This is a genomic window from Pseudomonas sp. P39-UII1 (genome assembly GCF_039672635.1).
In the GTDB taxonomy this organism is placed as follows: Bacteria; Pseudomonadota; Gammaproteobacteria; order Pseudomonadales; family Pseudomonadaceae; genus Aquipseudomonas.
The window spans coordinates 102667-114439 of the sequence record NZ_JBDFPP010000004.1 but is presented as its reverse complement, the minus strand read 5'-3'; the positions used below and the strand labels follow the sequence as shown (position 1 = coordinate 114439).

General features: G+C 64.8%; 10 protein-coding genes and 2 riboswitches. Of the genes, 9 read left to right on the top strand and 1 reads right to left on the bottom strand.

Features of this window, described 5'->3' with window-relative positions; genetic code table 11:
- Together ABEH27_RS07570 and ABEH27_RS07565 are read left to right on the top strand one after the other, a co-directional pair.
- Positions 1-810, top strand: a complete 810-nt coding sequence (locus tag ABEH27_RS07570) for an ABC transporter permease (protein ID WP_346612957.1) — start codon at positions 1-3, stop codon at positions 808-810.
- A 19-nt stretch (positions 811-829) separates the two neighbouring features.
- Complete coding sequence (locus ABEH27_RS07565) at positions 830-1978, top strand: ABC transporter ATP-binding protein (protein ID WP_346612956.1); 1149 nt, start codon at positions 830-832, stop codon at positions 1976-1978.
- A 78-nt stretch (positions 1979-2056) separates the two neighbouring features.
- Here ABEH27_RS07565 and ABEH27_RS07560 read toward each other — a convergent pair whose 3' ends face one another.
- On the bottom strand, positions 2057-2803 hold the full coding sequence (locus ABEH27_RS07560; RefSeq protein ID WP_346612955.1) for an outer membrane beta-barrel protein: 747 nt from the start codon (positions 2801-2803) through the stop codon (positions 2057-2059).
- Between the two features lie 161 nt (positions 2804-2964).
- Positions 2965-3171: riboswitch (cobalamin riboswitch) on the top strand.
- A 109-nt stretch (positions 3172-3280) separates the two neighbouring features.
- Between ABEH27_RS07560 and ABEH27_RS07555 the strand changes: the two genes are divergently transcribed.
- The 7 genes from ABEH27_RS07555 to ABEH27_RS07525 all read left to right on the top strand — a co-directional run bounded on the left by ABEH27_RS07555 (position 3281) and on the right by ABEH27_RS07525 (position 11696).
- Positions 3281-5407, top strand: coding sequence for a TonB-dependent receptor (locus tag ABEH27_RS07555; protein ID WP_346612954.1), 2127 nt, complete (start codon positions 3281-3283; stop codon positions 5405-5407).
- A gap of 187 nt (positions 5408-5594) precedes the next feature.
- On the top strand, positions 5595-6761 hold the full coding sequence (locus ABEH27_RS07550) for a heparan-alpha-glucosaminide N-acetyltransferase domain-containing protein (protein WP_346612953.1): 1167 nt from the start codon (positions 5595-5597) through the stop codon (positions 6759-6761).
- A 28-nt stretch (positions 6762-6789) separates the two neighbouring features.
- Positions 6790-6988: riboswitch (cobalamin riboswitch) on the top strand.
- Positions 6989-7098: 110 nt separating this feature from the next.
- Positions 7099-8109, top strand: a complete 1011-nt coding sequence (locus tag ABEH27_RS07545) for an ABC transporter substrate-binding protein (protein ID WP_346612952.1) — start codon at positions 7099-7101, stop codon at positions 8107-8109.
- A complete protein-coding gene (locus tag ABEH27_RS07540; RefSeq protein WP_346612951.1) occupies positions 8109-9125 on the top strand; it encodes an iron ABC transporter permease in 1017 nt (338 codons plus the stop codon). Before ABEH27_RS07545 ends, ABEH27_RS07540 begins: the two co-directional genes overlap by 1 nt.
- A complete protein-coding gene (locus ABEH27_RS07535; RefSeq protein ID WP_346612950.1) occupies positions 9122-9910 on the top strand; it encodes an ABC transporter ATP-binding protein in 789 nt (262 codons plus the stop codon). The genes ABEH27_RS07540 and ABEH27_RS07535 overlap by 4 nt, the downstream gene beginning before the upstream one ends.
- A gap of 17 nt (positions 9911-9927) precedes the next feature.
- Complete coding sequence (locus ABEH27_RS07530) at positions 9928-10362, top strand: pseudoazurin (protein ID WP_346612949.1); 435 nt, start codon at positions 9928-9930, stop codon at positions 10360-10362.
- Positions 10359-11696: an OprD family porin gene (locus ABEH27_RS07525; protein ID WP_346612948.1), complete on the top strand. Its 1338-nt coding sequence runs from the start codon at positions 10359-10361 to the stop codon at positions 11694-11696. The genes ABEH27_RS07530 and ABEH27_RS07525 overlap by 4 nt, the downstream gene beginning before the upstream one ends.
- Positions 11697-11773 lie beyond the last annotated feature (77 nt).

Sequence of the window (11773 nt, the reverse complement as noted above, 5' to 3'; positions counted from 1 at the left end):
ATGCTTCTGTCTCCCAACGCCATGGGGCGCCCGCTGCGCACGGGGCTGTACCTGACCACCGGGGTCATCGCGGCCTTCCTGCTGCTGCCGGTGGTGTTCATCATCCTGCTGTCGTTCGGCTCATCGCAGTGGCTGGTGTTCCCGCCGCCGGGGTGGACCTTCAAATGGTATGTGCAGTTCTTCGCCAACCCAGAGTGGATGGATGCCGCCCTGGCAAGCCTCAAGGTGGCCGTGCTGACCACCCTCGCTGCCGTGCTGCTGGGCTTGCCCACGGCGTTCGCCCTGGTGCGTGGCCGCTTCCCAGGCCGCGAGATGCTCTACGGGTTGTTCACCATGCCGATGATCGTGCCGCTGGTGATCATCGCGGTGGCGGTGTACGCGCTGTTTCTCAAGCTGGGCTACACCGGCACGCTGTTCGCCTTCGTGGTCAGCCATGTGATCGTCGCCCTGCCCTTCACCATTATCTCCATCATCAACTCGCTGAAGCTGTTCGACCAGTCGATCGAGGACGCCGCGGTGATCTGCGGGGCCTCGCGCCTGCAGGCGATCTTCAAGGTGACCTTCCCGGCGATTCGCCCGGGGATGATCGCCGGCGGCCTGTTCGCCTTTCTGGTGTCGTGGGACGAGGTGGTGCTGAGCGTGATGATGGCCAGCCCCGACCTGCAGACCTTGCCCGTGAAAATGTGGACCACCCTGCGCCAAGACCTCAGCCCGGTGATCGCCGTCGCCTCGACGCTGCTGATCGGCCTGTCGCTGCTGGTCATGGTCATTGCCGCCGCCTTGCGCCGGCGCACCGAAGTCAACGCCTGAGCGCGCGGAGAAAACAACAATGAGTGCAGTGATCAAAGACAACGCGCACAACAAGACCCTGGTCAGCCTGCGCGGCCTGAACAAGCACTACGGCGATTTCACCGCCGTAGACAACCTCGACCTGGAAATCCAGGACGGCGAGTTTCTCACGTTCCTCGGCTCCAGCGGCTCTGGCAAGTCCACCACCCTGTCGATGCTGGCCGGCTTCGAGACACCCAGCAGCGGCGAAATCCTGGTCGAAGGCCAGTCGCTGGTGAACGTGCCGCCGCACAAGCGCGACATCGGCATGGTGTTCCAACGCTACTCGCTGTTCCCGCACCTGAACGTGCGCGACAACATCGCCTTCCCACTGGCTATCCGCAAACTCGGCGCTGCAGAAACCAGCAAGCGGGTCGACGCCATGCTCAAGCTGGTGCAGCTGGAGCAATTCGCGCACCGCAAGCCCTCGCAGATGTCGGGCGGGCAGCAACAGCGCGTGGCGATTGCCCGCGCGCTGGTCTACGAGCCGCGCATCCTGCTGATGGACGAACCGCTCGGCGCGCTGGACAAGAAGCTGCGCGAAGACCTGCAGGATGAACTGCGCCAGTTGCATCGGCGCCTGGGCATCACCATCGTCTATGTGACCCATGACCAGGAAGAAGCCATGCGCCTGTCCCAGCGCATCGCCATCTTCAGCCACGGCAAGATCGTCGGCCTGGGCACCGGTTACGACCTGTACCAGAACCCGCCGAATGCCTTCGTCGCCTCGTTCCTGGGCAACTCGAACTTCCTGCAGATCAAGGCCAGCGGCCATGGCGCCGGCAGTTTCGAGGGCCAGCCGCTGGCGATCCGCCTGACACCTGGCCTGGCCGCCGGGCAGGACGCACTGATCATGGTGCGCCCGGAAAAAGCCCTGGCCCTGACCACTGAACAAGCGGCGCGCGAACCGTTGCCCACGGGCTGGAACGAGGTCATCGCGAAAGTCGGCGAAGTGCTGTTCCTTGGCGAAAGCCAGACCTGCCACGTGATGACCCCAGGCGGTACGGAAATGACCGTGAAAGCATTGTCGGCCGCTGGCATGCCGATGCAGCCGGGCGATACCGTGAAGGTGCGTTGGGCGGTAGCGGATGCGTGCATTTACACCGAGTGGGCGCAAAGCGACCTGAGCAAATCGGCAGGGGCGCATTGATCGGCAAGCAACCCCGAATGTACCGGCCTCTTCAAGGCTTGCGCCACGAAGGGGCCGCTACGTTTCAACCCTTCAGGTTCAGAACGACAGGCCCAGTTTGACCCCGTACTCGTCACGCTTGAGTTCGGTGTTGTCTGCCAGCAAGGTGTCTTCGTCCAGCTCGTAGTTGGTGCGGGTGTAATACACCCCGGCATAAATCGGGAAGTCGCCCTGCTGGTTCATCAGCAGGCTGATCTCGGCATACGGGTTGGTGCGGTCCCTCGTGTCCGCCCTGTCGCTGCCGAGTCGTTCCACATCGAGCTTCACCTTGCCATCGATGCTGCGCCGCACGCCAGCCTCCACCCGCAGCGTTGCCGCATCGAACTGATGGTTGTAACCGAGCGCCGCCTTGGCGTAGGGCCCTTTGTAGGTCAAGTCGCTGTCCAGCCTGCGGCCCTCGATTTCGAACCGCGTCCAGGCGTAGCCCGCGCCCACGATCACATCGACAAAGTTGCGCGCATCCAGTGCCGCCCGCCAACCCAGGTCGAGGTTAGCCTGGGCTTCCTTGAGCTTGTTGTCCTTCTGCTTGGTGTATTTGCCTTCTGCACCGACCTGGTAGATGAACCCGGATTCGGCCGTCATCTTGTTACCGAAGTTGGCGAAAACGCCACCCTCACCCACGTGTTCCGACTGGCTTTGCTGCCCCCCATGAAAGTTGAATTCGTCGTAAGCGCCTAACAGGCCAAGGGTGAACAATGGATCGGTGCTGGGTGCGGCAGTGGCCGCCAGAGGTGAGCCCATCAGGGCAAGAATGCAGGTATGACGTAACAGATAACGAGTACGCATGCGTGAAGTCTCCATGACAGCGAAACGAATGGCGAACCCTCATTACGAGAATAGCCCCGCCGCGAAAGTTCGGAAAAAAATCATCAAATTCGCCCAACTCTGTGTTTCGTCACACTATTGCCAACCCTCCACATGATTGACGCGCGTGCCCGCGAGTGGTCATATGCGCGCCAGTTTCAGGTGTCCTGCGCCGCCGTGCGCAGGGTGAAACGGGAAGCCGGTGCGTCGTGTTCCACGACAAGTCCGGCGCTGCCCCCGCAACGGTAAGCGAGCGATACCTTCGACACACCACTGTGCACCTGCATGGGAAGGTGAAGGCGTCATGACCCTCGCAAGCCCGGAGACCGGCCTGAGGCTTCACTTGGCAACCCGCGGTGGGCGGGCGCAGGCCGGTATCCGCGTGCGCGCCTGCGTGTGCGGTTGCGCCTTTGCGTGTTTTCCACCGGGATCCATTCATTCCTGCAGCAGTGGAAAGACATGTCCCGTTTCTTCAAGCTTCACCCTCTGGCGGCCTGCCTGGCCGTCGCCCTGCCAGCCCTGGCCGATGACCAAGGCTCAGCCGTCCTGGCGCTGCCGTCCACGGCCGTCACCGACACCCGCGATGACCAACACGTCGACCTCGCCACGCCGACCCAGGCTGGTTCACGCCTGAACCTCAGCGCCCTGGAAACCCCGGCCAGTACCAGCAGCATCACCGCCGAACAGATCCAGCAACGCAACAACTTCACCGTGCAGGACGCCGTGACCCGCTCGCCGGGCATCACCTTCGTCGGCAGCCCGGGTGATGGCGGCACCGGCCTGTCGGCCCGCGGCTTTACCGGGCAAGGTTCGGTGATGACCTTGTTCGACGGCGCGCGCCTGTATACCGGTGCTGGCACCCAGACGTTCCCGGTCGACCCGTGGATGGTCGAGCGCATCGATGTGATTCGCGGCCCGGCTTCGGTGCTGTATGGAGAAGGCGCCACCGGTGCAGTGATCAACGTCATCCCGAAAAAGCCCGTGACCGGCGACATTCACAACCACCTGCGCCTGGGCTATGGCTCCTGGGACCGCCAACAACTCGGCCTGGACAGCGGCGGCAGCCTCAGCGAGCGCCTGAGCTACCGCCTCACCCTCAACCAGCAGGCGGGCAACGGCTGGGTCGACCGCACCGAGTCGCGCAGCCTGGCACTCAGCGCGGCGCTGCGCTTCGACGCCAGCGACGATTTGAGTTTCACCCTGGCCCATGAACGTGGCGACGCGCAGCCGGCGAACTACTACGGCACCCCGCTGATCGACGGGCACTACCGCAGCAGCCTGCGCAAGAAGAACTACAACATCCAGAATGACGTGCAGCGCTACCACGACGAGTGGACCCGCCTCACTACCGACTGGGCCATCAACGACCAGCTCAGCGCCAGCAACCAGCTCTACTACATCAAAAGCCGCCGCCACTGGCGCAACGCCGAGGACTACAGCTGGGATGCCGACCGTGGGCAGCTGCTGCGCCAGAGCTACCTGCAGATCAAGCACAACCAGGAGCAGATCGGTGACCGCCAGACCTTCACCTTCGACCATTCGTTGTTTGGCCTGGCGAGCAGGACCCTGGTCGGTGCCGAGTACAACAAGGTGCGTTTCAACGTGGACAGCAACGCGCCGTACAACGACGTCGGCGGCGACTACATCGACCCATGGCAACCGGCCCCGGGCGGGTTCCACAGCGATTCGCCCACCCGCCCGCAAACCCTTTCCACCACCCACACCTTCGCCCTGTTTGCCGAGAACCGCCTGCAACTGACCGAGCGCCTGTCGCTGGTGACCGGCGTGCGCCGCGACCAGAACCACATCGACCGCGACAACCTCACCAACAACACGCGCAGCGACCGCAGCCTGCAAGGCGGCAACTGGCGCGCCGGGCTGGTGTTTGCAGCCACTGACAACCTGTCGCTGTACGGCCAGTATTCCACCAGCGAGGACGGGGTGAACAACCTGATCAGCCTGAGCCCGACGCAGATGAACTACGACCTGACCGAGTCGAAGCAGACCGAGCTGGGCCTCAAGCAACGCTTCTGGGAAGGTCGCGGGGAGTGGACCCTGGCGGCCTTCCACATCGTCAAGAAAAAGCTGCTGGTGGATGACCCGCTCACCCACGAAAAGCAGCAGGCCGGGCAACAGACCTCCGATGGCCTGGAGGCGACGCTGGAGCTGGCCTTGCCGCAGCAATGGCAGGTTTCTGCCAATGCCTCGCTGTTGCGCGCCAGGTATGACGACTTCGACGAGACGGCCGGCGGTGGGCCCCAGGACCGCAGCGGCAACCGCCCGGCCAATGTGCCACGGCGTACCGCCAACCTGTGGCTGACCAAGGGGTTCGGCCAGCAGGTGGAAGCCGGCATTGGCGCGCGCTATGTGGATGAGCGCTACGCCGACACTGCCAACACCCAGCGCGCACCGGGGTACACCGTGGTCGATGCCAACATCGGCTGGCAGGTGTTGCCGGACGTGCGGCTCGGGTTGCAGGTGAACAACCTGTTCGACCGGGAGTACGTGGCCTCGGCGTTCAGTGGCACGCAGTGGATCATGGGCGTGCCGCGGTCGTACTTTGCTACCGTGGATTACAGCTTCTGATCTGAGTTGGCTGTACCGGCCTCATCGCCGGCAAGCCGGCTCCTACAGGTACAGCAGCGCCGTGTGGGAGCCGGCTTGCCGGCGATGAGGCCCGCATGAACAGCACAAAAACCACTACCAGGCAGTCATGGAATAGTTATAAGATAACGTTTCATTTGACATCCATTCCTGCCTGCGACCCTCTTCCATGACAAGTGCCGCCGCCACCCCCACCCTGCTCACCCAGCGCCTGCAGAGCATCGACGCCCTGCGCGGCCTGGTGATTCTGTTCATGCTGCTCGACCACGTTCGCGAGACGTTCTTCCTGCACCGTCAGGTCAGCGACCCGATGGCCATCGACGTTACCGACCCGTCGCTGTTCGCCAGCCGCACCCTGGCCCACCTGTGCGCGCCGGTGTTCGTACTGCTCACCGGCCTGTCGGCCTGGCTGTACGGCGAAAAGTACCAGGGCCGCAGCGATGTCTCGGCGTTCCTGTTCAAGCGCGGCCTGTTCCTGGTGGTGCTGGAGTTCACCCTGGTCAACTTCGCCTGGACCTTCCAGCTGCCGCCCAGCGTGATCTACCTGCAGGTGATCTGGGCCATCGGTGTCAGCATGATCGCCCTGTCGCTGCTGGTGTGGCTGCCGCGCCCCGCGCTGCTGGGCTTGGCTGGCGTGCTCATCGCCGGCCACAACCTGCTCGATGGCCTGCACTCTGGCAGCGGTTCGGCGATGCACGTGCCTTGGGCGATCCTGCATGACCGTGGCTGGCTGGAGGTTTCCGACAGCCTGCGCCTGCGAACCTCCTACCCGGTGCTGCCGTGGATCGGCGTGATCGCCCTGGGCTATGGCCTTGGCCCATGGTTCGGCCGTGGTGTGCAGGCGCACCAGCGTCAGCATCAGCTGCTGCTGGCAGGCGTGATCGCCGTGCTGGGGTTCGTCGTGCTACGCATGCTCAACGGCTACGGCGAAGCGCCGTGGAGCGGCTACCCGACGCTGACCCAAACGCTGATGAGCTTCTTCAACATCACCAAATACCCGCCTTCACTGCTGTTCCTGGCCCTGACACTTGGTTGCGGCCTGCTGTTGCTGCGCGCTTTCGAACGCGCCGGCCAGGCACGCTGGATCAGTGCCCTGGCGGTATTCGGCGCGGCGCCGATGTTCTTCTACCTGCTGCACCTGTACGTACTGAAGCTGCTGTACCTGGCATGCGTCGCGCTGTTCGGTTTGAACCACGGCGACTTCTTCGGCTTCGACGGCATTGGCGCGGTGTGGCTGAGTGCTGTGTTGCTGGCCGCGGCGCTGTACCTGCCGGTGCGCTGGTTCGCCCGGCTCAAGGGCCGCCGGCGCGACATCGCCTGGCTCAAGTACTTCTGATTTAGCGTTTTCACCCGGCGCCTGATGGTCTACCATGCGGGCCGCCGGTTTCCACCACGGAATTAATAGGGAATCCCAGGCCGCGCAGGCGCGCCAAACGGAACTGCCCCCGCAACTGTAGGTGCCGAGCCCGCTCCATGAATGCCACTGGGTCCCATGATCCGGGAAGGCCGGAGCCGGGTGATGAAGCACCAGTCAGGAGACCTGCCGGCTTACATTCACCAACCGGCGGGGTGTCCGGGATTGGCCATCAGTGTTGCCCCTGCCGCCTGCAGGGGCTCGGCGATGCCTGTCCGTGCGTTCCTTCCGTGAACTGTCCGATAGGAGATCGCCCAGCATGCTGCCTCGTTTCGCCACCCTGCTCGCCGGCCTGAGCCTCACCGGCGTGGCCCACGCCGCCGCCACGCACTACCCGCTGACCGTGGACAACTGCGGCATGCCGCAGACCTTCGCGCATGCCCCCGCGCGCGCGGTGACCATCGGCCAGGCCGGCACCGAAATGCTCTATGCCTTGGGGTTGGGTGAAAAGCTGGCCGGCACTTCGCTTTGGTTCAATAATGTGCTGCCGGAGTACAAGGCGTTGAACGACCAGGTACCGCGCCTGGCCGACAACGACCCAAGTTTTGAAGCGGTGGTCGGCAAGCGCCCTGAGCTGGTGGCGGTGCAGTTCGAGTGGATGGTCGGCGCCCAAGGCGTGGTCGCTACCCGCGAACAGTTCAACGAACTGAAGATCCCCACTTACCTGCTGCCCTCGGACTGCGAAGGCAAGGACAACCTGGTGGGTGCCGACGGCACCCGGCTGCAGGCGTTTCAGGTCGACAGCATCTACAAGAGCGTCAGCCAGCTGGCCGAAATCTTCGACGTGCAGGACCGCGGCGAGGCGCTGAATGCCGACCTCAAGGCGCGCCTGGACAGCGCCAGGCAACAACTGGCCGGCAAGGATCTGAGCAACACGTCGGCACTGTTCTGGTTCTCCAGCGCTGACCTGGATATCGACCCCTACGTCGCCGGCCGCCAAGGGGTGGCCGATTTCATGCTGCGCACCCTGGGCGTGCGCAACGTGGTCGAGTCCACCGAAGAATGGCCGACCGTGGGCTGGGAAACCATCGCCAAGGCCAACCCGACCTGGCTGATCATCGCCCGTATGGACCGCCGCCGCTTCCCCGCCGACGACTACCAGAAAAAACTCGAGTTCCTCCACAGCGACCCGGTCACCCAGCACATGGACGCCGTGAAGAACAACCGCATCATCATCCTCGACGCCGACGCCATGCAAGCGGGCATCCGCCTGTTCCGCGGCCTGCAGACCTTGTCGGCGGCGTTCGCCAGCGGTAAAGCGGCACAGTGATGAAGCGCCTGTTGCCCTGCACTGCCCTGGCCTTGGCCGCCCTGCTCGCAGCCCTGTTTGCAGGCACTGCCATTGGCGAAACCAGCGTGTCGCCCAGCGTGGTCTACCAGGTGCTGGCCAACCACCTGTGGCAGGCCGGTTACCCGGTCGACCCGATCGACGCCGGCATCATCTGGAACTACCGCCTGCCCCGCACCCTGGTCGCTGCGGCCTGCGGTGCAGGGCTGGCGACCTGCGGGGTGATCCTGCAGGCGCTGCTGCGCAACCCGCTGGCTGAACCCTACTTGCTGGGCCTGTCGGCAGGTGCCTCGACCGGTGCCGTGCTGGTCGGCCTGCTGGGCTTGGGCGGCGTAGCCCTGAGCATGTCCGGCGGCGCATTCGTTGGCGCCGTGGCGGCTTTCGCCCTGGTGCTGATGCTGGCCCGCGCGGCCGGGCCGAGCAGCAACAACGCCCAGGTAATCCTGGCCGGCATCGCCGGCTCGCAACTGTTCAACGCCCTGACCGCATTCCTCATCACCAAGTCGGCCACCGCCGAGCAGGCCCGCGGCATCCTGTTCTGGCTGCTGGGCAACCTCAGCGGCGTGCGCTGGCCATCGGTAGGGCTGGCGGTGCCAGTGGCGCTGTTCGGGCTGGTGGTGTGCCTGTGGCACCGGCGCACGCTGGACGCGTTCACCTTCGGCGCCGACTCAGCGGCATCGCTGGGCATCGCGGTGCGCCGCAGCCAGTTGCTGTTGATCAGCTGCGCGGCGCTGGTGACGGCAGTGATGGTTTCGATTGTCGGCGCCATCGGCTTCGTCGGGCTGGTCATTCCACATGCCTTGCGCCTGCTGCTTGGCCCCGGCCACAGCCGGCTGCTGCCGGCCAGTGCGTTGGGCGGTGCGTTGTTCCTGATCGCCGCCGACATGCTGTCGCGCACGTTGATCCCTGGCCAGGTGATCCCGGTGGGCGTGGTCACGGCGCTGATCGGCGCCCCGGTGTTTGCGCTGATCCTGGTCAGCCGCCGGGGGCGCGCATGACGGTCATGACGCCGCTGCACATCGCCCCACTCACCTGCCAGGGCCTGAGCCTGCAACTGTCGGGCAATCGCGTGCTGCGCGATATCAACCTCACCGTGACGGCAGGCGAAACCCTTGGCATCGTCGGCCCCAACGGCTCCGGCAAATCATCCCTGCTCAAGCTGCTGGCCGGCTTGCGTCCACCGCACAGCGGCAGCGTGCAGCTGCTTGGCGAGCCCCTCGCGCGCCTGCCGCGCCGGCGTATCGCCCAGGCCCTGGCGCTGGTCGAGCAACAGGCCGACACCCTCGACGCGATCAGCGTGTTCGACGCCGTGGCGCTGGGGCGCACCCCGTGGCTATCGGCGCTGGCGCCGTTCTCCAACGCGGACCGCGCCATTGTCGAGCAGGCCCTGGCCGACCTCGATGCCACGCACCTGCGCACACGCATCTGGGGCTCACTGTCGGGCGGCGAACGCCAGCGTGTGCACATCGCTCGCGCCCTGGCCCAGCGCCCTCAGGTGCTGCTGCTCGACGAGCCGACCAACCACCTCGACATCCAGCACCAGCTGAGCCTGTTGCAGCAGGTGCAGGCACTGCCGGTCACCACCCTGGTGGCCCTGCACGACTTGAACCAGGCCCTCACCTGCGACCGCGTGGCGGTACTCGAACAGGGCTGCCTGGTCGCCCTCGGCAAGCCGCTGGAGGTACTCACCCCCGAGCGCCTGCTGAGCACCTTCGGCGTACACGCCCACTACCTCACCGACCCCTTCGACGGCGCGCGCATCCTGCGCTTTCGCGCCCCCTGAACCAGGAAATTCCTGCCATGCTGCTGCGCCCCACCGCCCTGCTGCTCGCCAGCACCCTGCTGCCTTTTACCGCGCTGGCCGAAGTGCACGAAGTGAAGATGCTCAACCGCGGGCCGGCGGGCGCCATGGTCTACGAGCCGGACCACCTGCGCATTGCACCGGGTGACACCGTGCGCTTTGTGCCGACCCAGAGCGGCCATAACGCGGCCAGCCTGCCGGGGTTGCTGCCAGCCGGTGCCGAGGCGTTCAAGAGCAAGCTGAACCAGCCGTTCGAGCAGACTTTCACGGTGCCTGGGCTGTACGGTATTCAGTGCATTCCGCACCTGGCCATGGGCATGGTGATGCTGATTCAGGTGGGCGCCACCGGCCCTGGCCAATTGCCCGCCACGCTGCCGGCACGGGCACAAACGCGCTTGGCGGCGCAACTGCAGCAGCTGGAGGCCGGGCAATGAGCCGTTTGCTGCTGGCCCTGCCGCTGATTGGCCTTGCGCCTTTGGCGCTGGCTGAATCTGCACAATCACAGAGCAACGGCCTGGTCGAGGACAGTACCTGGAGCCTCCTCAACCGCACGGTCTACGACCAGCGTGACTACAAGCACGGTGGCCGTAACAGCGCTGGGCGCAATGCCTACAAGCCTCGCAGCGAACGTAACGGCCTGGCAGAAGAATGGGCCTACGGTTTGATGGGTACATTCCAGTCAGGCTTTACCCAAGGCCTGATCGGCGTAGGTGTCGATGCCCACGCCTACCTCGGCGTCCAGCTCGACAGCGGCGGCGGGCGCGCCGGCAAGGCCCGCTTGCTTGGCGTAGACAACGATGGCCACCCGAAAAACGAATACAGCCGCGGTGGTGCCGCGTTGAAACTGCGCCTGTCCAACACCGTGCTTGCCTATGGCGAGCAGCGGGTAAAAACGCCGGTGTTCAGTTCGTCCGACAGCCGCTTGCTGCCCGAAACCGCCACCGGCTTTTTCCTCACCAGCAATGAAATCGACAAGGTCAAGCTGGTTGCCGGGCACTTCAACGAGAGTACCGACCGCAACGCCTCAAGCCACGACCAGGGCTTCGTGGTCAACTATTCCAACGGCCAGAAGGGCAACAGCTTTGACCTCGCCGGGGTGGTGTGGAACCCCAACGCGGCATTCAGCGGCAGCCTGTACACCTCCCGCTACGAGGACACCTGGAATCAGCACTACCTTGGCAGCACGATCACCCACGCCCTGGACGACCGCCGCAGCCTGAGCCTGGACCTCAACCTGTACCGCACCACCGACACCGGCAAAGCCCTGTCCGGGCGTATCGACAACACCACCTGGAGCCTGATCTCGCGCTACAGCCAAGGGCCGCACAGCTTCAGCCTGGGCTGGCAACAGGTGGATGGCAACACGCCGTTCGACTACGTGACCCGCGGTGCGATCTATATCGCCAACGCCGTGCAGATGTCCGACTTCAACGCCCCGAACGAGAAGTCCTGGCAGGCGCGCTATGACCTGAACATGGGCGCGTATGGTGTGCCGGGGTTGAACCTGACCGCGTTGTACGTGCGCGGGTTCGATATCGATGGTACGCATGTAGACCCCAGTGGCGGGTATGCGTACCTGGGCTATGGCAAGGGCGGCAAGCATTGGGAGCGGGACCTGGAGGCACGGTATGTGGTGCAGAGCGGCAAGGCCAAGGGCACGACGTTTTCGCTGAGGCATAACGTGCACCGCGGGGATACGGCGCAGGCGGAGTTGGATGGGGATCAGATTCGGTTGGCGGTGGAGTGGCCGTTGACGGGCGGGTTGTGAGTTGGTCTGCTCGCGTCATGGCTGGTAGGTGCATGCCGTGGGTTTTGCGGCGTTCCGCAGATCGAGCGCCGCCCGCG